Origin of the sequence: Petrotoga olearia DSM 13574 (assembly GCF_002895525.1) — a bacterium.
Taxonomy (GTDB): domain Bacteria; phylum Thermotogota; class Thermotogae; order Petrotogales; family Petrotogaceae; genus Petrotoga; species Petrotoga olearia.
Genome location: NZ_AZRL01000021.1, coordinates 1 through 24,722, shown reverse-complemented (window position 1 = coordinate 24,722; position 24,722 = coordinate 1). Strand labels below are relative to the sequence as shown.

The 24,722-nt window shown below is 33.6% G+C and carries 21 protein-coding genes and 1 riboswitch; of the genes, 3 read left to right on the top strand and 18 right to left on the bottom strand.

From position 1 onward, the window contains the following. Positions 1-31: 31 nt before the first annotated feature. Complete coding sequence (locus tag X929_RS07150; RefSeq protein WP_103067340.1) at positions 32-1,165, top strand: aldo/keto reductase; 1,134 nt, start codon at positions 32-34, stop codon at positions 1,163-1,165. A gap of 9 nt (positions 1,166-1,174) precedes the next feature. Then, positions 1,175-2,302, top strand: a complete 1,128-nt coding sequence (locus tag X929_RS07145; RefSeq protein ID WP_103067339.1) for an aldo/keto reductase — start codon at positions 1,175-1,177, stop codon at positions 2,300-2,302. 101 nt (positions 2,303-2,403) lie between these two features. Here X929_RS07145 and X929_RS07140 read toward each other — a convergent pair whose 3' ends face one another. The 6 genes from X929_RS07140 to X929_RS07115 form a co-directional block, all read right to left on the bottom strand. After that, positions 2,404-3,768, bottom strand: a complete 1,365-nt coding sequence (locus X929_RS07140; RefSeq protein ID WP_103067338.1) for a hypothetical protein — start codon at positions 3,766-3,768, stop codon at positions 2,404-2,406. A 25-nt stretch (positions 3,769-3,793) separates the two neighbouring features. Next, positions 3,794-4,711 carry a glycosyltransferase family 4 protein gene (locus X929_RS07135; RefSeq protein WP_103067337.1) on the bottom strand — a complete coding sequence of 306 codons (918 nt, stop codon included), beginning with the start codon at positions 4,709-4,711 and terminating at the stop codon, positions 3,794-3,796. Between the two features lie 27 nt (positions 4,712-4,738). Continuing rightward, on the bottom strand, positions 4,739-5,752 hold the full coding sequence (locus tag X929_RS07130; protein ID WP_103067336.1) for a glycosyltransferase family 2 protein: 1,014 nt from the start codon (positions 5,750-5,752) through the stop codon (positions 4,739-4,741). Positions 5,753-6,140: 388 nt separating this feature from the next. Next, positions 6,141-7,610: a hypothetical protein gene (locus X929_RS07125; protein ID WP_103067335.1), complete on the bottom strand. Its 1,470-nt coding sequence runs from the start codon at positions 7,608-7,610 to the stop codon at positions 6,141-6,143. 118 nt (positions 7,611-7,728) lie between these two features. After that, positions 7,729-8,688, bottom strand: coding sequence for an asparagine synthetase A (locus tag X929_RS07120; RefSeq protein WP_103067334.1), 960 nt, complete (start codon positions 8,686-8,688; stop codon positions 7,729-7,731). Between the two features lie 359 nt (positions 8,689-9,047). After that, a complete protein-coding gene (locus X929_RS07115) occupies positions 9,048-10,004 on the bottom strand; it encodes an ROK family protein (protein ID WP_103067333.1) in 957 nt (318 codons plus the stop codon). A 367-nt stretch (positions 10,005-10,371) separates the two neighbouring features. Here X929_RS07115 and ispD point away from each other — a divergent pair, with 367 nt between their 5' ends. Beyond that, positions 10,372-11,055, top strand: coding sequence for a 2-C-methyl-D-erythritol 4-phosphate cytidylyltransferase (gene ispD / locus X929_RS07110; protein ID WP_103067332.1), 684 nt, complete (start codon positions 10,372-10,374; stop codon positions 11,053-11,055). Here the strand turns inward: ispD and X929_RS07105 are convergent. From X929_RS07105 to X929_RS07050, 12 genes are all read right to left on the bottom strand, one after another. Next, positions 11,052-12,167, bottom strand: coding sequence for an amidohydrolase (locus X929_RS07105; RefSeq protein WP_103067331.1), 1,116 nt, complete (start codon positions 12,165-12,167; stop codon positions 11,052-11,054). The genes ispD and X929_RS07105 overlap by 4 nt on opposite strands. Continuing rightward, the gene (locus X929_RS07100) at positions 12,164-13,303 is read right to left on the bottom strand and encodes an aspartate aminotransferase family protein (RefSeq protein ID WP_103067330.1); all 1,140 of its coding nucleotides are present in this window, start codon (positions 13,301-13,303) and stop codon (positions 12,164-12,166) included. Before X929_RS07100 ends, X929_RS07105 begins: the two co-directional genes overlap by 4 nt. Then, the gene (locus X929_RS07095; protein ID WP_103067329.1) at positions 13,300-14,499 is read right to left on the bottom strand and encodes an aspartate kinase; all 1,200 of its coding nucleotides are present in this window, start codon (positions 14,497-14,499) and stop codon (positions 13,300-13,302) included. Before X929_RS07095 ends, X929_RS07100 begins: the two co-directional genes overlap by 4 nt. Positions 14,500-14,533: 34 nt before the next feature. Next, positions 14,534-15,235: a 2,3,4,5-tetrahydropyridine-2,6-dicarboxylate N-acetyltransferase gene (gene dapD / locus X929_RS07090; RefSeq protein ID WP_103067328.1), complete on the bottom strand. Its 702-nt coding sequence runs from the start codon at positions 15,233-15,235 to the stop codon at positions 14,534-14,536. Positions 15,236-15,248: 13 nt separating this feature from the next. Further along, positions 15,249-15,887 carry a 4-hydroxy-tetrahydrodipicolinate reductase gene (locus X929_RS07085; protein WP_103067327.1) on the bottom strand — a complete coding sequence of 213 codons (639 nt, stop codon included), beginning with the start codon at positions 15,885-15,887 and terminating at the stop codon, positions 15,249-15,251. Next, complete coding sequence (gene dapA, locus X929_RS07080) at positions 15,884-16,762, bottom strand: 4-hydroxy-tetrahydrodipicolinate synthase (protein ID WP_103067326.1); 879 nt, start codon at positions 16,760-16,762, stop codon at positions 15,884-15,886. The genes X929_RS07085 and dapA overlap by 4 nt, the downstream gene beginning before the upstream one ends. Before the next feature lie 204 nt (positions 16,763-16,966). Then, positions 16,967-18,202 carry a diaminopimelate decarboxylase gene (gene lysA / locus X929_RS07075; RefSeq protein WP_103067500.1) on the bottom strand — a complete coding sequence of 412 codons (1,236 nt, stop codon included), beginning with the start codon at positions 18,200-18,202 and terminating at the stop codon, positions 16,967-16,969. Between the two features lie 7 nt (positions 18,203-18,209). After that, the gene (locus X929_RS07070) at positions 18,210-19,181 is read right to left on the bottom strand and encodes an aspartate-semialdehyde dehydrogenase (RefSeq protein ID WP_103067325.1); all 972 of its coding nucleotides are present in this window, start codon (positions 19,179-19,181) and stop codon (positions 18,210-18,212) included. 72 nt (positions 19,182-19,253) lie between these two features. Then, positions 19,254-19,434, bottom strand: a riboswitch (Lysine riboswitch). Between the two features lie 67 nt (positions 19,435-19,501). Continuing rightward, positions 19,502-19,987, bottom strand: a complete 486-nt coding sequence (locus tag X929_RS07065; protein WP_103067324.1) for an HPP family protein — start codon at positions 19,985-19,987, stop codon at positions 19,502-19,504. 29 nt (positions 19,988-20,016) lie between these two features. Next, the gene (locus X929_RS07060) at positions 20,017-22,278 is read right to left on the bottom strand and encodes a POTRA domain-containing protein (protein ID WP_169924999.1); all 2,262 of its coding nucleotides are present in this window, start codon (positions 22,276-22,278) and stop codon (positions 20,017-20,019) included. Positions 22,279-22,620: 342 nt separating this feature from the next. Further along, a complete protein-coding gene (gene thyX / locus X929_RS07055; protein WP_103067499.1) occupies positions 22,621-23,319 on the bottom strand; it encodes an FAD-dependent thymidylate synthase in 699 nt (232 codons plus the stop codon). Between the two features lie 2 nt (positions 23,320-23,321). Beyond that, entirely contained in the window at positions 23,322-24,527 is a 1,206-nt protein-coding gene (locus X929_RS07050; protein ID WP_103067322.1) for a tetratricopeptide repeat protein, read from the bottom strand. Between the last annotated feature and the right edge of the window lie 195 nt (positions 24,528-24,722).

Here is a 24,722-nt window from a genome sequence, read left to right as displayed (position 1 = left end):
CAAATCATAATAATATACCGGAGGTGTTTCTTTGAAGTATAGAAATTTTGGTAAGTACGATGTAAAACTTTCTGCGTTGGGTTTTGGATGTATGAGACTGCCTATTTTGAATGAAGATCCTTCTAAAATTGATGAAGAAAAAGCTACAAAAATGCTTAGATATGCTATTGATAACGGCATAAATTATGTTGATAATGCTTATCCTTACCACCAAGGAAATAGTGAATACTTCCTTGGTAAAGCTTTAAAAGATGGTTATAGGGAAAAAGTTTACCTAGCCACTAAAAACCCAGTTTGGTTGGTAAATAAGTACGAAGATTTTGAAAAATATTTAGATGAACAACTAAAAAAGCTTGATACCGAATATATAGATATGTATCTCTTACACTCTTTGAACAAAGAAAGATGGGATAAGATTTCTAATCTAAACGTTCTGAATTTTCTGGATGAAGCAAAAGAAAAAGGAAAGATAAAGTTTGCGGGATTTTCCTTTCACGATGATTTCAAAACTTTTAAAAAGATCGTTGATTCTTATAACTGGGATTTTTGTCAAATACAATACAATTATCTTGATAAACATTTTCAAGCCGGAATTGCAGGATTAAAGTATGCAAATAGAAAGGGACTGGCAGTAGTTATTATGGAACCACTTAGAGGGGGGAAATTAGCCAACAAACTACCTCAAGAAGCCGTCGATATCTTGAGTGATTTAGATAAAACCAAGTCGCCGGCATATTGGGCGTTACGATGGGTATGGAACCATCCCGAGGTTACTACTGTTCTAAGTGGAATGTCCACAATGGATCAGGTAATAGAAAATCTCAAAGCAGCAAATGATTCAGATCCAAATTCCTTAAGTGAAAGAGAATTAAAAACAATTGAACAGGTAAGAAATATTTACAAGAGTAAATCCAAGATCGATTGTACTGGATGTAATTATTGTGTACCTTGCAAAAATGGCATACCTATTCCTACAATTTTTAGCATTTACAATGAAGGTTATATATTTGATGACTTACTAGAGGCAAAAGAAAGATATCAATCTTTGATCAAGCAAGGTATAGATGCCTCTATTTGTGAAGAATGTGGGGATTGTGAAGAAGAATGTCCACAGCATTTACCTATAAGATTGTTATTAAAACAGGTCAAAAATGAATTAACGTGATCTAAAATTATGGAGGTGATTTTTACGAAGAAAAAAATCTTAGGCAAAACTGGGTTTGAGGTTTCTCTTTTAGGATTAGGTGGATTTCATATGTTGGAAATTTCAAAGGATGATGTTTCCAAATTAATGGATATTTATATAATGTCAGGGGGTAATTACGTTGAAACTGCAGCTGAATACGGAGATGGTGAATCTGAAAATAAAATTGCATACGCCCTGAAACACAGAAGAAACCAAGTAATTCTTGCTAGCAAGTGCCATGCTCGAGATAAGAAAAATGCTCAATACTTTGTAGAAAGAACCTTAAAGAACCTGAATACAGATCATTTAGATATTTTATTTCTTCACCATGTTACCACTGAGGAAGATGTTGAAGCCTTATTGGGAAATGATTCGGCCTTGGATTATCTATTTCAAGCTAAAAAAGAAGGAATTATAAGGGCTTTAGGTGTGTCTTTCCACGGTTTGGGAAATTATGCACTTAAACTGATAAAAACAGTAGACTTAGATGTTTTGATGACAGGTTTTAACTACTTAGATATATTTAATTTCCCCAGTACTTATCAAGAAGTCATTCCATTTGCAAGATCAAAAAACATGGGAATTGTTGGCATGAAGGCTTTTGCAGATGGTTATCTTTATAGATCTACTTACGATGCATTAAACTATGCTTTAACTCAAGATTTAGATGTAATGGTTGTAGGAGCAAACTCCGAAGAAATGTTAAGAAAAGATATTCAAATAGCTGAAAACTTTAAACCTTTACTTAAAAAATCCATAGAAAATTTGTATTATCGTGCTCCCGAACTTGGAAATTATGTTTGTAGACAATGTGGTAAATGTTTGCCTTGCCCAGAAGATATAGAAATAATGAAAGTGTTTGAATACGAAGGATGGTATGATAGACAAATGAGGGATTATCAACCTCACGAGGCTCCAGATTATGCACTGAGAGAAAGATTAGCATTCTGGTTTGGAAACCAAAACGAAGCTAAAATGTCTTATTCCAAACTCAATAAAACCTTTAAAGATTGTACAGAATGCGGAATATGTGAAGAAAGATGTCCTTACGATATACCCATAATAAGAAAATTAAAATTGGTAGACTACAAGCTTGGAAAAGGAGAAATCTATTAGATATCATTATAGAAATGGATACTTTAACGCCTTATAGGATTTTGAAGTTCTTAAGATAATCCCCCTTTGGTTAATTCAACAAAGGGGAATTATCTTTGAGATTAGTTGTTAGTGACTTCCTTCATACTTTTACCTTTTTTAAATATTAGATCTTTATACCAATTTTTGTAATCGTTCAAAATCTTGTCCTCTGAGATTTCATATATTTCGTTTAGGTCCTTACTCATATCTACCTCTTCAAAAATTTCTGAAATTAAATCTTTTTTATTGGTAATATGTTCAATTCCATAAGCGTTTACCATATCTAACAAAAGTTCTCTTTCAAACTCTTTCTTTTCTTTTAAATCTTGAAATATTAAGGAAACTTCATTGATCATTCTTTTTATTTTTTCTAAATAGTACTCTTTATCTTGCTTTTTTAAATTTCCATCGAAAATTATATGATCCATTAAATCCATAAACTCTTCTTCCATTTCTATGAACAAATCGTAGGATTCATTATAATAATAAGAACTCCCTAAGAATTGATCATTGTTTTGCAAATCTGCAATATCCTGTAGCTCGTCTTCAATATCTTCCATATTCTTTATAGTAAAATCTATATCGACATCGTCTAAATCATCATCGAATGAATAATCCTCTTCATTATTTTTCCCGTCAAACAAATAATTTGTATACCTCTCTAATTCTTTTCGAGCTTCAGAATTGTTCAGGAAGTCTTTTGGATTGAGATTATACAAAGTGAAAAAATCGTCTGTAATATTGTTAACATTTTCGTAATTAACAATAGGTATTTTTTCTATTATTTTTTCATAAAAAGGGGTGATTTTTTGAGCTATATTTGGAATTATGGCAACCCGAAAATTATTTGTTTCGTTCAACAGGTTTTTATAAAAACTCTCTATACTCTTTCTATCACTTTCTATATACATATCAAAATTATCTCCATAGTTGTTAGTAAAAATTAAGTGATGTTCAATTAAGCTTTTATCTATTTTTCTTAAAAACAAAAATGATAAATTATTACTTTCATTCAAAGAATATATAAACGACTCCTCTGCAATTATCTCAGAAGTTTGGTTTTCATGATCAGAAGAAAGAACGGAAATCATACTCTTCTTTTTTGACTTAAAAAAAGCGTTAATCCTTAAGATTGTCAATATAAGAGGGATATATTCTATATCAATGGTTAGTGTATCCAATTTCCCATTACCTTTTTCCTCTAAATTGAACTCGTTATTAAACCATTTGTAATTTCCAAATCTTCCATCCACTTCATAGATATATTTCTCATAAATATCAGGATCTTTGTTGTTTCTCAACATCGACTCGTCTAAGAAAATCTTTTTAACAGATACAGGCCGAAGTTTCATATAATCACCATAATTACCTTTTAAAATTATCATAACAACACCTCTTCTAACTAAAACTTTTAAAAAATTTATTGAAACATCTTTTTTCGTCATGTATTCGGTATATTTAATTCTTCAGTCACTCGTATTTGTATAATTTAAAATAATAACCTATAAATATAAATACTACCAATACAATTATAACACCTAATAATTGAAAATCCCAAGTAATTAATCCTATCATACCAAAAACTGTGGAAATTATATATGTAACTAATGCTACAAACAATGGTTTTATTTTATATTTTTTTCGAATTTTATCATAAATATGCTCTTTATCTCCTAAAAAAGGAGATCTTTTACTAAGTAACCGTCTTATAACTGCATAAGCCAGATCAGTAAAATAAAATCCAGTAATAATTAATGAGATGAAATAACCGCCTCTTCCAGACCTTCCTGACAAAAAAGAAAAGGAATAAAACAAAACAAAACCTAAAAGATAGGAACCTGCATCACCAAGAAAGATTTTGGCTGGTGGTAAATTGTATATTAGAAAACCCAAAATTGCAAAAGCAAAGATCAACAGTTCGTAATTTTTAGATATCAAAGAAAAGAATAACAAACTCACTATTGCCGTTCCAGCGCAGACTCCGTCCATTCCATCAACCATATTTACTCCATTGACTAGAGCCATTCCGGTTAATACCAAAATAAAAAACTGAAAAGGTTGAATAATTCCTCCAACAAAGTATATTGCCATTGAGACAACAATAAACTCTGCAAATAACCTAACATAAGGGGAAACACTCTTAATATCATCGTAAAGCCCAATAAAAGTTAAAATACTGGCTGGGATTATAAAACCTACATCATTGTAATAAAAGGGCAAGATTGAAAGAAATATAGCTACACCACCCAGATATGGAATAGGAAACTTATGAACTTTCAACCTATTGTCGGGTCTATCAACGATATTGTATTTTTTTGCAATTTTTATCATAATTGGAACTAAAATAATCGATAAGAGAAAAGAGATTATATATTTTATAGCTAGCAAATTGCATTCACCTACTACATATTAAATTTATGCTTTTTCACTCCTGGTAAAACGGATTGAATTTATTATACTCCAAAACGTTCCTAAACCATATGAAATATGTAAAAGTAAAAAGATAAAAAAACTACAAAATAAAAGTAAAATATTTTTCTCTTTTATAGCATACTTCAATGAAAATAATGTGTCTAATAATAAATATAAGAAAAACGGAAACGCTAAAATAATATTAAAAACAAAATATTTTGAGAGAACCAGAACTAAAAATAAGCATAGAAGATACACTACAAAAATAAGAGGAATGAAATGTCTAAGTGAAATCCCATAGGGAGATATTTTAAGAGTTATATAATTCCAAAAACCGTTCGAAAAATTCTTTTTTATAAAATCCTCTAATCCATTCGGAACATAATAATGATTTGTTATTGGTAATAAATAAATTTTTAAACCTTTTTTTCTCATTCTGTAATTAAACTCGATATCTTGATTTCTCAAAAGTTTTTCATTAAAATATCCAACCTTATCAAAAACTTCTCTTCTATAACATGCATATGCAACAGTATCAACTTCCTGTGGTTCTTTCACCTGATAACGATGCCTGGATGCAGTACCAAAGGGTGAAGAATACGATAAAGCCATGGACTTTTGTATACAACTTTTAGCATTGACAGGCGTAGCCAAAGACACTCCTCCAACAGCACTCACTTCTGGGTGTTCCATCAAAAATTCCACACAATATTCCACATATTTTTTATCAAATTCTGTATGGGAACCTGCTATAAAAATAAAATCCCCCTTACTATTTTTGATCCCTATATTTAAACCGTAAGGGGTATATTTTTTTTCATTAGTAATAATTTTGATGTTATTAATTTTTTCAGCAAGTTTTTCTATTATACTAACAGTATTATCTGTCGACTGACCATCCACGACAATTATTTCATCGGGCTTTTTTGTCTGGTGGATTAAAGAATTTAACACATTTTCGATCGTTTTTTCTTCATTTCTGCAAACTAATATTACTGAGACTGAGGGTAAATAAATTTGCTATCACTCCTTGTTGTTTGCTGCTTTATGCAAAAAATCTTTTTGCAGCCTTGTGCAAAACGCCTTGTTCATAATGCCTTTGAAATAATTTCCAATTTCTCATTTGCGAAGCTTTTGCTGTTTTATGCAAAAAGCTTTTTCATAATGCTTTAGAAGTAACATCCTAATTCTCATTTGCGAAGCAAATGATGCACGGGGTTTTTAAGGGGCGAAGCCCCTTGTTTGCTGTATTGTGCAAACCATGTTTTTAGATAACTTTGACTTTGAACTTGATTTTGGGGATCTTAAGGGGTTTACCCCTTTTGTTGGTTTGTGCAAAATAGTTTTTTTAAAATAAATTTTGATTTTGGGGATCTTAAGGGGTTTACCCCTTAACGAATTTATATTAATACCGATGATATCTTCTCTGTGTTACCAACAATGTAACGCCTTTTTCCTCTAAAATCTTTAAATATTTTTCGTAGCCAGGTAAGGTTGGAGGAACAATTACCTTTTCAATCTTAGAATTTAATATTGCATCAATTATCTTCTCTGAATTTATAGGAGAATCAAATATCATTGTTCCTTCGTTTAGATGAACTTCAAATTTTTCCAAGGTATTTTCAAGGGAATTTAATGCAATTTCTCTATTCAAACAAGATTGATTTCCTGAACAAATAAGATTATTTCTTACATAAACAGCAGTATCTGATTTATGAATCTTAGCAACTTCGAATCCCAATTCTTCTGAAGGAGACAAATTCAAAACAATCTCTTGAACATTTTGCTTTACAACCAAATCACCATCCACAATATAATCTTCGTCACGTTTCAAAACTTTCTTATTAACCCTAAAAACCATGGGTTTAAAGGAAATTATCTCTTCTTTTTTTTCAAAGTTATAAGAAGTCATTAGTCCATCATGTTTTGAATTTTTCAGTTCAGTTATAATATTTGGATCGTCACTATAAACAACCCCTCCTTTTAATTCTTTAATAATTTTAACAAATTGTTCTTTCTCTTCTTCAGTAGGAGAGGCATATCCAAATACAAAAATTCCTTTCTTTGCAAAGCCTAAAAATTCATTTTTGGTAAAACTCGCCAAATGAAAAAGCAATTTTATATCTTTCAATATCCTCAATGTAGGCTTTTTATGAAAGGTTAAATTTTCTAAATAATCAATGAAACTCTCTTTTTCTAAAAATTTCATTAGAATTGCTTCTTGCATTGGATTAGAACCATACCTTAAGTTTCCTAAAATTTCAAAAAATTCATGGTCAAACTTCTCAGCAGCAAATAATTCGGAAAAAGTTTTATGAATACTAGCATCATATTTGGAAGTAGAAAAGAAAACTTTCAAGGCTAACTTTCTTCTTAATTGTAGAGGAACATCGCCACAATCCTCTAAATTGTCAATAACCATCTGATAATCTTTGGGGTCTACTAAAGCTACAACATCCTTATAATTTTTTGCAGCACTCCTAAGAAGTGAATACCCTCCAATATCAATATATTCTAAAAGTGATTCTTCATTCTTTGTTTTTTTTGACATTTCCTCAAAAGTAGGAAAATTACCTACAACCATGTCAATCCTTTTTATATTGTAATTTTTCATATCTTCTTCATGCTTTTTGTTGTTAGACTTTGCTAAAATACCTCCGGCTAATTTTGGATCAATGCTTTTAACACGTCCACCTAAAATTTCAGGAAATCCTATATAATCTGCCATTTTTACAGTGGGAATCCCTTTTTCTTCTAAATATTTATTTGTCCCTTCAGTGCAAATAATTTCTACACCATTGTGATATAAAAAACTCGCTAAATCCTCTAGATTAGTTTTATCATATACTGAAATAATAGCCCTTTTTATATTCATAAGTTACCTCCAGTGAAAAATAAGTTGACTTCCATGAAAAGCAAAGCAGAGACGATCCTCAATTAACGTCTCTTGCTCTGTAATAATATACATTTTTTGAATCTTTTTATTAATATGACTAAATTGTATACTTTCCAGGAGCTTTGGCAAATAACCTAGTTTTCTCAACATGATCCAAATCCAATATGTATTTGGTGAACCTTTCTATGCCTATGCCACAACCTGCGGACGGTTTTAATAACCCTTCTCTTGCTAATTTTAAATAATCTTCATAACTTTCAAGTCCGTTACCTTTCAATTTAATCCTTTTAACTATTTGCTCATACTCATGCTCTCTTTCGCCGCCAGATATGCCTTCACCATGACCCTCAGGATATATTAAATCAAAATCTAATAATACTTCTGGATTATTAACATCTTGTTTATCATAAAATTCTCTTTCTAAAATTGGCATATCTATCAACCACACAGGCCCTTCAGAACGTTCAGATAATATTTTTTCATAATCATCACCATAAAGTTGCTTTGCCGTTTTTACGCTGATTTTTTGAAAAGGTTTTTTAGGAACTATCAAATTTGGGTGATACTTTTTTATTATACCAGAATATTTTGTCAATATACCTTCTAATACATAAATTATTAAATCTTCCATCAAATCCATAATCTGTTCTCTCTTCATTTCTTTAGCCTCTATATCTAGTTGAACAAAATCAATCAAGTGCCTACCAGAAGAATATTTTTCTGCTACTTCCAACCTTAAATTTGGTGAAAATGAAAATATTTTATCATGAACCAAAACGCTAACTTGTTTTTGCAGTATCATAGATTTAGTAACGTAATATTTGTTACCATAATAATCAATTTGTGCGTCAAAAACGTCATGGTTTAATGGATCCGTAATTGTAGAAACGATAACCGGAAGAAGCTCAACAAAACCCTTTTCAGCAAGAAATTCTCTTGATAACCTCAGTATCTCTGACTGAACTAAAAGTGCATCACTGTAAGTCTCGTCCTCTAAATAACTTTTCACTAATTCCACAGAATCCACTTTTCTATCTTTTTCCTCTACTTTTGCCATAATTTTCCCTCCTGTAGTGTTTTTTAAATAGGCAATATCACCTTTTTAATATAAAAAAACCGACGCTATTTTTTACAGCGTCGGTAATTTGCAAAACAACAACACTCAGCGTAATCACCGACGCTGTGTATTGTTATTATTATTTACCTTTTTTGAAGTTGACAATACTTTTAATGTTTTCATAACCATATTCTCCTAAAACAATTTTAAGAGATTATACCATAAAAAAAATGACTTGTCAAATTACAACTTCCCGCCCATATTGGCGGGGGTAATATTTATTACATTATTTAATTTATTATCGTTTTGCACAACATGCCTGAGAAACTTATTTCCAGCTCTAGAGAGAAGAGTCTTAATTATAAACTATAAGGGTTTTCTTCGGCATAAAAGGCTGCAGATGCTGCTCCTAAAATACCCGCATCTTCTACTAAAGATGATTGTTCTATGGTATAAGTATCGGCGAAACTGCTCATAACATATTTTTTTGTCATTTCTCTCAATGGAACAAAAAGAGTATCCCCGGCTCTGCTTAACCCCCCACCAATTATAATTTTCTCTGGGTTGAGGGCATGAACATATCCTCCGATAGCCCTTGCAAGCGCATCAATTGCAAAGTTACAAACTACACTGGCAAGAGGATCATTTTTTTCATAAGCTTGAAAAACATGTTTTGATTCAATCTTTTCCTTTTTTCCGGCTAATTTTAAAACAAGACTATTCGGATATCTATCTAGCAGATTTCTAGCTTCTAGTGCTATATATTTAGCAGAAGAAGTAGCTTCTACACATCCCCTATTACCACAACCGCATTGTGGACCGTTTGGTACAACCACAACATGCCCCAACTCTGGGGCTAAACCATCTTTACCGGTTAAAAATGTGTTGTTACAAACTACGCCCGAACCTATTCCTGTTCCAATGGTTAAGGCGATGAAATCGTGCAAACCTTTTGCTTTTCCAAAATACCATTCTCCAAGTGCAAAGGCATTTGCATCATTTTCTAAAAAGACATCAACGTTTATATTTTCTTTTATTAAGCGTACCAATTCAAAATTTCGCCAATTTGGAAAGTTTGGGGAAAATCTGACAATTCCATTTTTTCTATCTATTGAACCTGGTGAACCTATTCCAATTGCAGAAAATTCAGTATTTTCAGTTAAATCCCTCACGGTTTTTGTTATATTAGCTATTACCTGAGCATTTCCCTTTTCAACTTCTGTAGGTCTAGAAATCTTTTTGATTATTCCTTTTTTTTCATCTACTAACCCTGCTTTTATCTCAGTGCCCCCTAAATCGATTCCTACTACCAACATTGCCATCACTCCTTGAAATTGTATTAGCTGTCTTTTATAATATTTGCTCCCTTTCGGCCACACATTAAGGGGTTTACCCCTTAAGATCCCCAAACGCATTTGCTTCGCAAATGAGAATATGGAAATTATTTCAAAAGCATTATGAACAAAGCGTTTTGCATAAGACCGCAAAATGCAAAGCAAATGAGATTAGGAAAGTTATTCAAAAACATTACGAAAAAGACCATTTTGCACAAGACTACAAAATATATTATAATAAGTTTATCAATCTATTATACCAAATGTAAAATTAATTATATAAAAAATAGATGAAGTTATACTAAACCTATTTTATAAAAACACAAAAATATAGCAAAGGGTGAAGAAAATGGTTTATGCGATTATAGTAGCTGCTGGAGAAGGAAAAAGAGCAGGGTTTGAAATACCAAAACAATTTGTTAAATTAAATAACCAAACCATATTGAGAATGTCGTCTGAAAAATTCCAGAATTCAAAATTAATAGATAAGTTTCTCGTCGTATCTCATAGAAACTACGTGGATTTAACAGAAAAAGAGGTTCAAACCTTTTCAAAATTTGAGAATGTAGTAATTGGCGGAAGTAGCAGGCAGGAAAGTGTTTATAATGCCCTAATGTATTTGCACAAAAAAGTGAATAAGCCTGATTTTGTTTGCATTCATGATGCCGTCAGACCTTTCGTTGATACTAATAAAATAGACGAAAGCATCTACAAGGCAAAAGAAGTAGGCGGGGCTGTATTAGCAGAAATGGCGGAAAATACGATTTCCCAAGTGAATAATGGAAGGATTGTAAAAACTTTAGAAAGATCCCAAATTTATCTGCACCATACCCCTCAAACTTTCGATTTCACTAAATTACTCAAAGCTTACCAAAAAGCAGAAAAGATCCTATCTTCTTTTACCGATGATGCCTCTATATTTATCCATGCTGGTTATGAAACGGCGGTTGTTGAAGATTACAGAAATAACATTAAACTCACGAAAAAACAAGATTTTGAACTGGCAAAATGTATTTTTGAATTAAATTCTTAGTCTAAAAATGTTTCAAAAACCTTGATGCCAACATCTATTACCTCATCGGGAGGTAAAAATTCAGGGTTATGAAGACCGTGGTGTTCGCCTTTAGAACTTCCTAACCAACACATTAATGAAGGGTATTTTTTTGATATGAAGCCAAAGTCTTCACCTGTCATTTTTAGGCCACAATCAATAAAATTAAATGTTTTTGAGAGTTTAGGAATAAACTTGTCGTATAGGACTAAATCGTTAACAACTTCGGGATAGAAAGAACCTTTGTTCAACAAAAAATCAACACCTGTCATGATCTTTATCCCTGACAGTACATTTCTCATATCTTCGAAGTATTTTAGGTTTTTTTCAGAATCCACGCCTCTTATACTTCCTTCGACATGGGAATTTCCTGGTAGAATGTTGATTGCACTACCAGCGTTTACTTTACCCACGCCAATTATAAAAGGCTCCATTGGATTTTTTGGTAGTTTATCCAACACATCTAAAAATATGCGAAGGGCGTTCAAAGCATTTTTAGATTGATGGGGAAATGCAAGATGTGAAGAAACCCCTTCAAAATCCACAAAGAATTCAAGCGATGAAGCAAAAAGTGTACCACGAGTTGAGGCGATGCTCCCTAACGTGAAATCATCGTTGACATGTAGTGCAAAAGCCGCTTTGATACTGTATTTATCCAATATTCTACTTTCGATAATCTTTTGTGCTCCGCCCTTTGATTCTTCTCCAGGTTGAAATAAAAAAACTATATTTTTCTTTACTTTGTTTTTTATTACGTTGATAAAAAAGCCATACAAGATAGCGGTATGAACGTCATGACCACATGCGTGCATATATTCATTTTTGGATTTGAAATCAATGTTAGTCTTTTCTTTTATGTTTAAAGCATCAATATCTGCTCTATAAAGAAGGTATTCATCACAATCAACATTGCCACCATTATACTCAATAATTAGTCCTGTTTTCAGAGGCCTATATAAGTTAATGTCGACATTGTAAAACGTTGCGACTTCTTTTACAGTCCTTTCTAATAATTCGGTAGTTTGATACTCTTCAAGAGATAATTCTGGATTCTCATGTATTCTATGTCTCAATTCGTACGGTGAAAGAATCATATTAAAACCTTCTCTAATTTTACCAACATCTTTTCAATATCGTTATATTGAATATTTAAAGAAGGTAGAAGACGAATCACTTTATTATGAAGTACATTCAACAAAAGGCCCTCTTGTAGACCTTTTTCTCTCATTTTTGGATCTTCTTCTTGTAGCTCTATACCGATCATCAAACCCTTACCTCGCACTTCTTTAACTTTTTCAAAATTTTTCTCTTTTAAAAATTGCATTATATAATTTCCTTTTTCTTCAACATCTTTTAAAAGCGAGGGAATATTTTCCACAATGAACCTAGCTCCTGCTAAAGCTACAGGATTTGGAGCAAATGTTGAACCATGTTCTCCGCTTTCAAAAGCCTGAGATAGATTTTCAAGAAATATTGTACCTCCCAAAGGTAAGCCACCGCCTATGGATTTCCCGATGGTTACAATATTAGGTGACAACCCAAAATGTTGGTATGAAAAGATTTTTCCCGTTCGCCCAAGCCCAGCTTGAACTTCATCACAGACTAAAATGAAATTGTATTTCTTTCTTAAGTCCTCTATCAAAGATGCGAATTCTGGTTTGATTGGTACTATCCCTCCAGAGCCAAGAATTGGTTCTACAAAAACAGCCAACGTTTCCTCGCCAAATAATTCGAAGAATTTACTTAAATCTTCTACATCGTTGAACTTCAGTTCTATAGTATTGGCAAGCAAAGGTTCAAATGGCTCTCTTAGATCTTTAAAACCGTTTATAGAAAGTGCTCCTAAAGTTCGACCGTGAAAACCATTTTCGAAATAAATGATCTTATTCCTTCTATCTGAGGCTCTTTTTTTAATAGCTTTTAAAGCAGCTTCAGTTGCCTCTGCTCCAGAATTACTGAAGTAAACGGTACCATTTTTCTCGGTGAAATTAACGAGTTTTTCTGATACGAAAATGGCATCTTCATCGAGAAAAAAATTAGAAGTGTGCATATATCTATCCATCTTTTCTTTCAACGTTTTTAGCAAAGGCGGATAAGAATGCCCAAAACTCATTACTCCTATTCCGGCGAATGTGTCCAAAAACTTTTTGCCGGTTGTATCGTAAATGTAAGAACCTTCCGCTCTCTCAACTTTTATTGGAAAAGGGTTATAGACTTTTAGTAAGCTCATAAATCAAACTCCTTTGCTAGACTTTCCACAGCTTTTTGTTTATACTCTTTTGGAATCAAGCATGAAATTTTTATTTCCGAAGTTGTCACCAAAAATATAGGTACATCTTTTATAGCTTTAAAAAAACGAGAAGCCACCCCTTTTGCCTTTCTCATACCAATTCCGACAACTGAAATTTTGACTAAATCATTTTTAAAATCAATAAAATTCTCATGGTTATTTTTAAGAGATTCACTTAAAAGCTCTCGGAAATTATCGATCACACTGTCTACGATACTGAAAGAGATATTGGTTTTTTCGTTATTTTGTATAATGGATATCATATCTATGTTTAAGTTTTTGTTGGCGGCGATTTCAAAAATTTTATTAATAAAAAAATGCTCCGTTGGAAGATTTAAAATAGTGACTTGGATTTGGTTTTCGTCCACACTTAAACCTGTTACAACCGGTTCTTCCATATACTCATTGTAATTATCCACTACGTAACTTCCCTCCTCATCAGAAAAAGACGATGCACAGTATAACTCCACATTAAACTTTTTAGCAATTTCTACCGACCTTGGGTGCAAGACTTTTGCCCCTAAAGCTGCCATTTCTAACATTTCATCGTAAGTAACGTACTTTAATTTTTTTGTTTGGGGATAAATCTTTGGATCAACGGTGTAAATACCTGCAAAATTACTGTATATCTCGCACTTAACGTTTAAAGAAGCTGCTAAAGCAACAGCAGAAGTATCTGAACCTCCTCTTCCTAAGGTTGTCAAATCGCCTTCTTCAGTAATACCTTGAAATCCTGTAATAACTAAAACATCGTTGTTTGTAAGATTTTTGTATATTATGTCTTTGTTTATTTCTTTGATCTGAGCCTCGTTATAATCAGGAGTAGTTAATAAACCTAATTGAAAGGCATTCAGAGATTTTGACTTGATACCTCTATCGTTTAACATCATAGATAACAAAGAGGCACTGATCTGTTCTCCCGTAGCTAAAAGCATATCCAATTCTCTTGGATTAGGATCCTTAACTGTTTCTTTAGCTAATGCTATCAGTTTATTTGTGGTCTCTCCCCTTGCTGAAACAACAACTAATACTTTAAATCCTTCTCTGGTCTTGTTACATATTCTCTTGGCAACGTTGTTCAACCTTTCAGAATTAGCAAGAGAACTTCCTCCATACTTTTGAACTATCAACTGCATAATTAATCCACCCCGGTAAATTTGTATAAATAAATTATTTCAGTTTTCTAAGTCCTTCTACAAGTTGTGTTTTACCTTTTGTTTTATCATCAACCTTCTTAATGAATTTTGCAGGAACTCCGGCTACCACAGAGTAAGGTTCGACGTCAGAAATTACTACAGAGCCAGCTCCAATTATGGAACCCGTCCCAACTTTCACCCCTTCTAAGACCACTGCGTTAGCACCAATGAGCACATTATCCTCAATCACTACAGGCTGGGCACTTGGTGGTTCAATTACACCTGCTATAACAGCACCTGCCCCAATATGGCAATTTTTACCTATTTGAGCCCTCCCTCCTATAACTACGTTCATATCAATCATAGTATTTTCTTTAATACTAGCACCTATATTGATAACGGCACCCATCATAACAACACAGCCATCGCCTATCTCCACTAAGTCTCTTATTATAGCCCCGGGTTCTATCCTTGCATTGTATTTAGATAAATCTGCCAACGGTATAGCTGAATTCCTTCTATCCCTTTCTATTCTATAATTAACTATGGCATCTTTATTATTCTCATAAATTGTGTTGAACTCTTCTTCTTCGCAAAATAGGATTCCGAATTCTTCGTTACCGAAAAATTCTACATTGGAAAAATCCACTTCTTTGAGGTTACCTCTAATGTAGACCTTTAAAGGATTCTTTTTCTTTGAGTTCGCTATTAAATTTATTATTTCTTCTGTCTTCATAATTTCCTCCTTTTCAAATTACGTCTGTAAAGGTAAAATAGCCATTCTTTTTGTTGATTACAAACTCCGCAGACTTAAGAACTCCTTCTGCGAAGGCTCTTCTTGATAAAGCCCTATGAGAAACGCTAAGAACTTCGCCCAAGTTTGCCATGTACAATACATGGTCACCTGATACATTCCCGAGTCTTAATGAGCTTATTGGAACATCTTTACCCAATTTGTCTTTTATCATCTTCGCTGTTCCTGAAGGCTTATCTTTTTTAAACCTGTGATGTGTTTCGATTATCTCAATATCCCAACCATCGATTTTGTCTTTTAAAAAGTCCACCATCTTTAAAAATAATTGTATACCAATTGAAAAATTGTAGCTTTGAACTACTGGTACATTTTTAGATAAAGTTTTTAAAGCTTCAAATTGTTCATCTTGAAGTGCTGTTGTTCCAATGATCAATGGAACGTTGAATTTCCTAACGTACTCTTCCGTTTTTTCAAAAACCTCGGGAAGTGAAAAGTCGACGATAATTTGAGGCTTATCCTGAAAATATTCACCATCTTTATCGTATCCCCAAACAAATTCATGGTTTTTTTCCTCAAACAAATCTTTTATTTCTTTTCCCATTCGTCCTTTGTATCCTACTATGCCTATCTTCATAGTAAATCCAACCTTTCCATCTCTTCTTTCAAAAGTCTCTCTGTTTCTGGAGTTGCTTTCACCAACGGTAATCTCACAACATTTTCACATAAACCTAGTAAAGAAACGGCATATTTTACAGGAATGGGATTAACCTCTCTGAACAATAGTTTGTTGAGTTTCATAAATTGATTGTTTAATTTTCGTGCTTTTTCTAAATCGTTGTTAAGAATGCTATGAGTTAAATCAACGAAAGGTTTTGGAGCAACATTGGAGGCGACCGAGATGAGTCCATCTCCACCTAAGCTCATTATAGGAAGAACTTGATCGTCGTTTCCGGAAAATACCTTAAGAGAATCTGGCTTTATTGAAAATAATTCTACTATTTGGGCTATGTTACCGCTCGCCTCTTTTATTCCAATTACGTTTTTGCAGTTTTCGTGAATAGAAACAGCTGTTTCTGGAATTATATTCATACCGGTTCTCGAAGGCACGTTGTACATTATTATTGGTAAAGTTGTTCTTTCAGAGATGTATTTAAAATATTCTACCAATCCTTTTTGTGTGCTCTTATTATAGTAAGGAGTAACTATTAATAACCCATCAGCTCCAGCACTTTCGGCCATTTTGTTATTTTTCAAAACATGATTTACATTGTTTGTTCCTGTACCCACAATAACGGGGACCTTTTTATTAACAACTTCTATTACTGTGTTGACTATTTTTTCTCTTTCTTCTTCTTCAATGGCAGGTGCTTCTCCAGTAGTTCCCAAAACTATTAAACTGTCAACACCGTTATCAAGCTGATATTTAACAAAAGATTTTAATGAATTATAATCGACATTTATTTCTTTATCAAAAGGTGTGATCATGGCTGTTCCAACACCAGTAAACATGTGAAATTCCTCCTTTTAAAATTTTATGTCTCTCTTTTTAGCGCCCTTCCCCAAGCGTTAAGGGGTTTCCCCTTAAAAACCCCAAATTCAATACATCATTTGCGTGGTACATCGTTTGCGTAGCAAACGAGATTTTGGAAAACATTTCCAAAGCATTGCAAACAAACCATTTTGCACAAGGCTGCAAAAGGGATTTTAATAGAATTAGAAATCTAAAGTAGCAAAGTAATCATCCAACGTTTCGGCTCTTCTTATCATTTTGAATTCTCTTTCTTTGGTAAACAAATACTCAGCAGATCTCAATTTTCCGTTATAGTTGAATCCCATGGAGTATCCATGTGCACCGACATCATGGAAAACTAGCACATCTCCCCGTTCTAATTTTGGTAACAGTCGATCTGTTGCGAGTTTGTCGTTATTCTCGCATAACGATCCCACTACATCGTACATCTCTTTTTCTTCATCAGAGTTTTTGTTTAAAGCCGTTATATGATGATACGCCTTATACATAGCAGGTCTCAATAAATTTGCAGAGTTGGCGTCAATTCCAGCATATTTTTTATAGGAATCTTTTATATGCAATACTTTGGTTATTAAGTAGCCATTAGGCCCTGTAATGTATCTTCCATGCTCCATGAATATCTTTGGAGGCTTTAATCCATTTTTTAATAAAATATTCTCATACAAACTTTTTATTTGTTGTGAAACATAATATATATCGAGTTCCTTCTCTTCAGGTTTATAAGGTATACCAAAACCGCCACCAAGGTCAATGAATTCAAAATCTATTCCTAATTTTTTATGGACTTCCACAGCGGTTTCAAAAAGAAATTGAGCAACTTTTATTATATTTTGAGGGTTCAATTCGTTTGAAATCAGCATCGCATGCAGTCCGAACCTTTGAACCCCATAATCTTTGAGTCTCCTGTATCCTTTTATAAGATCATTTTTTGGCACTCCGAATTTTGATTCCTTTAAATTCCCTATTATCTCGTTTCCAAAATCCCCGCCTGGATTGTACCTGATAGATATCAAATCAGGTAACGTATACTTTTCTTTTAAAAAATCGATATGGCTTACATCGTCAAGATTCAATATGGCGTTTAAGGATAAAGCCTTTTCATACTCTTGTAAAGGGGTGTCGTTGGATGTAAAGAGGATCTCGTTATTTACAAATCCGCTTTTTTCGGCTACCACTAATTCAGCAATTGAGCTGCAATCGACTCCACAACCTTCTTCTTTTGCGATCTTTAAAATATAGGGATTAGGGGTTGCCTTCACAGCAAAAAATTCTTTGAAATCCGCCCAAGAAAAGGCGTCTTTTAAGGCTCTTATTCTATTTCTTATACCTTCTTCATCGTAGACATAGAAAGGTGTTTGTACATTCTTTAAGAGATTATTTATATCTTCATCTGAAAAGGGAAGGTCTTTTATCAATATGTACACCTCAATTCAATTCCCTGTGTTTTTGCAATATTCTAATTGCGTTGGTAGCAGCCCCAACTCTTATATTATCTGCTATAACCCACATCAAAAAAGTTTTTTCTTCGACTTTTCTTATTCTAGAGACAAATGTGATATCAGTTCCTGCAACTTCTACTGGGGTGATTTTTTCCTCGTTATACTCGACGTTTGGGGTTGATTCAATCAATTTTATAATCTCATCAACGGTAGAATCAGACTTCGTTCTGAAGAAAATGGATTCAGAATGACCATAGTGAACAGGCACTCTAACGGTTGTGGGAAATATTTTAATCTTGTTATCAGAATAGATTTTTCTAGTTTCGTTTATCATCTTTTCTTCTTCAAAAGTAAACCCATTCGCCATTTTTTCACCTATCAAAGGTATGACGTTGTTCTTTATAACCCTTGGGAAATGTCTCACTTCGTTTATGCCTTTTTCTTGGTTTAGAAGCTCGGTTATACCCTTGTTTCCAGCACCAGATACCGCTTGATATGTAGATACAACTATCTCTTTTAAACCCAACTCACGATGGATACCGTTAAGAGCTAAAACCATTTGAATAGTTGAACAGTTAGGGTTTGCAATTATTCCTATGTAATCTTTCAACAACGCTGCATTAATCTCTGGAACAACAAGTGGGACCTTTTCGTCCATTCTAAACTGTGAAGAATTGTCTATAACAACATTACCTGATTGTTGAGCTATGGGGGCAAATCTTTTTGACACTGAGGCTCCAGCCGAGAAAAAAAGGTAATCAAACTTCTCTTTCATATTTTCTTCTTTTAACTTTTCCACGGTGTATCTTTTAGAACCTACCTCAATCTCCTGTCCTTGAGATCTTTCAGATGCAAACAACCGCAATTCGGAAATCTCGTTAATAAGTTTGTATTCTTCAAATAACTTTAAAAATGTCCTTCCTACCTCACCGGTAGCTCCTACAACTCCAACTTTCAAAAAAAGCACCTCCAAAGATTAAAAAACCTCTCACTGTGGAGAGGTTTAAATAATAAGAAAATATTTTTTCTCATTTTCAGCGGCTCTCCACGTTCTTCACGTGACAGTTATGCAGGTATTCCCCACATACCCAGAAGTTAGAAGATGAGGGTTTTTCTTCTTACTTCTTCGGCAACCTCGCCTTTCACTTCTTCTAAATTACCCTCTTTGAAAAGAAGAAGGTACTATTCTCGGTTGCGCCTCCGCTTTATATAATTTAGTTGTTCATAAGATAACATATTCAAATAACACAAAGAATAAAAAAAAGTTACTTTTCTATTTCATATTAAATCTATCATATGCGGTTTTAAAAAATGATGGACAACCGCCAAGATTGTCACACTAATAAAAACAGACAAAAATGCATTTAAACTAAAACCGTTTATACTCAAACTCAATGCCGTACCTGCAGCTGGTGGATGTTCTGTATCTATGAAAACCATAATGAATGTTGAGAGGCCTACAGCAAGTGCATAGGATAAATTAGAAAATACAAAATTACCATTAAGCAACAAAGAAAAAATAGTTCCGCATATAAACCCTACCGCATGTCCTCCCATCAAGTTCCTAGTCTTAGCGACCATACTTTGTGGCATCGCGAAAACAATAAAAGTCGATGCCCCTAAAGAACTGACTATTATGGGCCTGTCTTGAACATTCAAAATCAAAAGTATGAAAAAGATAGTGACGGTAGCCAACAAACTTTGAATAACATACTTCTTCCAGTTTACTTTAAACTTTACAAAAATATGAGAATTTTTGTACAACTAAAGATCCCCCTTAAAAGAGCTACGATTTAAAAGGTCTGACCAAAACCGAACCAAACCTTTCCTTCTAAGTCCTGATCCCATCCATATCCAAATCCTATTTGTCCAAATAAGGGAATTGTGAACCTTAATCCACCACCAAAAGACAAGATGCCATCGCCTAAAAGGTTACTAATATCATCTTGAGCGCTACCGTAATCAAAATAGGCGATAAGGTCTAAAGGAACTTGACCTGTGGCTAGCTCATAAGCCAACTCGGTGTTAAATAAAAATAAATTTTCTCCTTTTTGTTCGTAAAAATTAGAAGTCCTTACAGAGTACATTCCTCCAACATTGAATAGATAATGAAGGTTAGAATCAGGGTTAGAATTATACACGGTACCCAATTTTAGTCTATTTCCCAAGGTGAATTTATAAAAACTGTTAAATAATTTACCTTCTGTGGTAGCACCAATATAGTAATTATCGGTATTACTCGTTTCAACTCCTCCTATACCGCTGATTTGGAAATATTGACCATTATACGGCCTAAAAGGGCTATCTAAACTGTTGTATAGGTACCCAACAGATCCAGAAATTACATTAAGAGTATTTTCATCCACCAATGTGTAGTTATTGTAGGTAAAAGAACTTGTTATGTAAGAGAAGTCTTGTATACTGTATCTTGGAGCTACAGATAATGACAGATAGTTTGTTGCATTTTCTCCTATGTTCGAATAATACCTTCCATCTTCACTTATCGTATAATGTATGCCAGCGCTTAAATCTAGATCGCTACCACCTAACTTGATAACATCGTAATCGAATCCAACAGAATAGTAATTTCTCATAGGATTTAAAGATGTGTTAAGAGAAAAAGTTTGTCCGTATCCAAAAGGATTTAACCATTGAACTTCAAGCTCGCCCGTAAAGCCTTGATACCATTCTGCATTGTCGGGGAGTGTCCAGGTTACACCTCCCATTAATTTTCCTAATTTTCCACTTTCTATGGGGGTTATCTTAAAACCTATTACATCTTGGGCTTGCTGGATGGGCTGTATTATAACGTCTTTGAAAAATCCGGTTCCCATGAAAGATATATATGTATCTTGTAATTGTTTCTGATTGAAAACCTTGCCTGGCTTTATCTTCACTAAAGACTCAACTATATATGGTTTAGTTTTAGCGCTTGCTTCTTGAGTTATCTGGACGTCTCCAACCTTTGGTTCTGTTATTTCGAAGATCAATTCCTCATCTTGGTATTTAGGAGTAATTAAGGTGTAAACATATCCGTTGTCATAATAAATTTTTTGGACATTATCGTAAGCGTATAGAAGGTCTAAATTATTTACTGGTTCTCCTATTGGAACAAACTTATTAACAACCTCATTCAATCTAAAATTTTCTATACTTTCATTTCCAACAAAAGTGATACTATTTACTGTTACTGGCTCTTGCGGGACAACTTTTCTTAAGTCGCCTTCTAAAACAAGTAATAGCTCTCCACCTTTGTTCTCTTCTATTTCAATTACTTCAAATCCAAAATAAGTATTTGCGGAGAAAAAAGGTATTTGATTTAACGAGTTCAATATATTTTGAATCTTTTGAAAACTCGGGTAGGTTTCTTTGGCGTTGGGCCTAAACAAGAAAAATTTGTTATTCCAATCTTTCCTAAAATCAAAACCGATTCTTTCCTTTATGTCTTCTTTATCCAGTTGGGATAACTCTCCTCTTAACTCTAAATCCCAAAGAGAATACTCTTTAACGATGAAAACCAAGGTGTCGGATGAATATTCTTTATTGTTTATCTCTGTTGCTTCTAGGATGATTTCATCCCCAGTCATTTTTAGATTAGAGTATATATCAACAAATTGGTAACCGTTTTTTATGTACAAATCTTGTATGTTTTTCATAGAGGTTTGATAATCGTTCAGATTCAAGGGAATATTAGTGTTCAAACTGATCGACGAACGAATGTTTTTTTTGTCTATCAATCCATCACCTAATATCTCAACTTCATAATTTGTTACAATGGGATTGGGCTTAAATATGATTTCTAGATTCCCATTATCATCCAAATTGTAAGACACTGAGGTAAAATAACCTAACTTTAATATTTCTTGAAGGGCTAATCGAATATCTATATCCCCTACATAATAGCCTTCATGTATACCAAAATTTGTTAATATCCTTTCCACATCAGTTGCCGCATACGATATATCTACATTGTAAGAAATGTCGTTTAAAAGGGTTATTGAAAATGCTAATGCTGTGATAAGAAAGACAAAAAATAATAGAAAATGTTTTTTCATATTACAACCTCCTAATTTTTTGTGTTTTGATAGTGCCATTGAACATTAAGGGGGGTTCCCTTTAAAAACCCCAAATCAAGGGCAAATTCATTTAAAAGCATTGTTTGCACCCTGCGACAAACTTAAAAAAGCTTTTTGCACAAGGCTGCAAAAAGCTGCCCAACCTTCTTAGAAAGGGACCTGAGGTCCCTAGCCCAGTGAGGGGGGAGGGCTCCGCCCTGTGACCCTTCTAAAATCAAAAGCTTATTTTTGAACCCTTTTACCCTGTTCTCCGCTCTTCTGAGAAAGGGACCTGCGATCCCTAAAACCTAGCAGTTGAAAAAGCGGGGTCCACTATTGAAACTACTTCAAAAGATCTCCTTTATACTGATGCTTCAAATATGCTTCATAACTCCAAGGACAAGTCTTTTGAAAAAATCGTGCCAAAGCCTTAGCGTACTGTTGAATTTCCCATTGCGCATGTGAAGATGCCCTTAAATCCAAGAAGTGCATTAAAGCTCGGGCATTGGTAGTTAAATAAAATTCAGTATATTCCCCCACGGGAAGTATAATGCGTGCCATTTCTCTTGCTACACCCATATTTATAAGTTTTTCGTAAGCCTCGTAACTTTTCTTATAAACATCTTCAATAACTTCAAGCGCTTCTTCTTTTAACTGTTCATCAGAATATACATTACTACTCTGTTTGTTATTTGTATCCTGCACTCTGATATGATCTGGGATGTAAAACTCGTTTGCGTTTTTTGATGTATATCTTCTGCTGATCTCATTAGGAGACATTCCTATCCTATGCCGAAACCATTGTCTAACCACAAAGATGGGCGCTTTCACATGAAATGTAAAAGTGATATGTTCAAATGGGGATAGGTGACCATGTTCAATCAAGTAGTTTATAAGCTTTCTGTCTTTCTCCTCGGTTGATAAGTCTTTTCCATGCGAGACTCTGGCAGCCCTAACTGCAGATCTGTCATCTCCCATAATATCAACAACGCTAACAAAACCTTTGTCGAGCACTTTGATAAATTCACTTTCAATGTCCATCTTCAATTTTTTTCCTCCTTACTTGCCGTGAGGCTGTCTTTCCTTGAACCCCCTTCGGGGCGCTTGAGGCTGCCTTCTTCACTCCCAAATCTGAATACTACATAGAATATGGCTGAAATTACTATAAATAAAGGTAACAACGTGGTCGAAGATTTTTTTCTGGTGAGTCTTCTATCTATAGAGTTCAAAGTTTGTTTTATTTCAGGATTGTTTGGATCGTACATGAGTGCTTTTGTTAAATAAATTCTTGCAATTGTCAAATCGTTGGTGTCGGTCTTATCACCTTCGTACAAAGTTATTCCAAGTTTAGCTAAAGCCTCTGCATTCTGAGGATCAAGATCAATAGCGGTTTTATAATAATTTATCTTCTGAGATGACGTTACTGAAATGTCTCCTAAAAGCTCATAACTTTTTGAAAGAACGTTTTTTTTGTTAGAATTTTGAAGGATCCAATTAATAATATTTCTCGACTCTGATTTTTCATCCAAATTGTAATATGAAAGGGCTATTAAAAACATTATTCTTTCGTCTTTTTGTGAACGATTCACATAATCCCCTGAGAGTTGTTTCACCCTTTCATATTTGCCTAATTCAAAAGCTTGAACTATGAGCAATTCTTGAATTTTTCTGTTTGAAGGATAAGAAAAAAAGGCTTTTTCCAGATTCTGGAATATGTTTTCTTTTTCTTGAAGGTTTGATTCTTCCCATGTTAGAATTGATTTGTAATAAATTGTAAAAGGGTTCTCGCCAATTGCATTCTCTATTATATCAATAGAACTTAAAATTTTCTTAAATGCTTCCATATTATTGGATTTTTCCCAGACTTCAAAGTTAAATAGAATTTTGACGGCATTAAGAATCACTGAATCGGGATAATTATTGAGTAATATCTCAATCTTGTTGATACTCTCCGCCTCATTACCAGGTTGGTACTCTGAAAGAACGTTCAAAGCCGCTGAATCATCAGGTTCTAAAGAAGAAAGTATATAAGGCCTTGTTTGATTAGCTGCAGTTTTATATTCTTCATTACCTGTTTCATAGTATTTTAAATACAATCCCAAAACGTTCAAACTCCTCTGGGATGAAACTAATAATTCATCAGTATCAAAAGTATAAACGTAGCTATCCAAAGTACCTGCGAAAATAGGCAAAGATATGAAAAAAATAGAGAAAGTTAGAAAAGATATTTTTTTAAGAAGTCGATACATATGTCAATTCTCCTAATTGTTTTTGATTTTAGCGCCCTTTCACCCCGCTCCCCACCTTTTTAAGGAAGGGACCTGCGGTCCCTTAGACCCAGTGGAGGTGGAGGGCTTCGCCCTGTAACCCTCTTAAAATCATAAGCTTATTTTTGAAAATCATTTTATATCTAAAAGTTCTTTTAGCGCCCTTTCACCCCGCTC

Coding starts and splice junctions, on each gene's coding strand:
- X929_RS07145 (WP_103067339.1), top strand. CDS start 1,175: ATGGAGGTGATTTTTACGAAGAAAAAAATCTTAGGCAAAACTGGGTTT.
- X929_RS07140 (WP_103067338.1), bottom strand. CDS start 3,768: ATGACGAAAAAAGATGTTTCAATAAATTTTTTAAAAGTTTTAGTTAGA.
- X929_RS07125 (WP_103067335.1), bottom strand. CDS start 7,610: ATGAATATAAAAAGGGCTATTATTTCAGTATATGATAAAACTAATCTA.
- X929_RS07120 (WP_103067334.1), bottom strand. CDS start 8,688: ATGGCAAAAGTAGAGGAAAAAGATAGAAAAGTGGATTCTGTGGAATTA.
- X929_RS07115 (WP_103067333.1), bottom strand. CDS start 10,004: ATGTTGGTAGTAGGAATCGATTTAGGGGGCACTGAGATAAAAGCAGGG.
- ispD (WP_103067332.1), top strand. CDS start 10,372: ATGGTTTATGCGATTATAGTAGCTGCTGGAGAAGGAAAAAGAGCAGGG.
- X929_RS07105 (WP_103067331.1), bottom strand. CDS start 12,167: ATGATTCTTTCACCGTACGAATTGAGACATAGAATACATGAGAATCCA.
- X929_RS07100 (WP_103067330.1), bottom strand. CDS start 13,303: ATGAGCTTACTAAAAGTCTATAACCCTTTTCCAATAAAAGTTGAGAGA.
- X929_RS07095 (WP_103067329.1), bottom strand. CDS start 14,499: ATGCAGTTGATAGTTCAAAAGTATGGAGGAAGTTCTCTTGCTAATTCT.
- dapD (WP_103067328.1), bottom strand. CDS start 15,235: ATGAAGACAGAAGAAATAATAAATTTAATAGCGAACTCAAAGAAAAAG.
- X929_RS07085 (WP_103067327.1), bottom strand. CDS start 15,887: ATGAAGATAGGCATAGTAGGATACAAAGGACGAATGGGAAAAGAAATA.
- dapA (WP_103067326.1), bottom strand. CDS start 16,762: ATGTTTACTGGTGTTGGAACAGCCATGATCACACCTTTTGATAAAGAA.
- X929_RS07060 (WP_169924999.1), bottom strand. CDS start 22,278: ATGAAAAAACATTTTCTATTATTTTTTGTCTTTCTTATCACAGCATTA.
- thyX (WP_103067499.1), bottom strand. CDS start 23,319: ATGGACATTGAAAGTGAATTTATCAAAGTGCTCGACAAAGGTTTTGTT.
- X929_RS07050 (WP_103067322.1), bottom strand. CDS start 24,527: ATGTATCGACTTCTTAAAAAAATATCTTTTCTAACTTTCTCTATTTTT.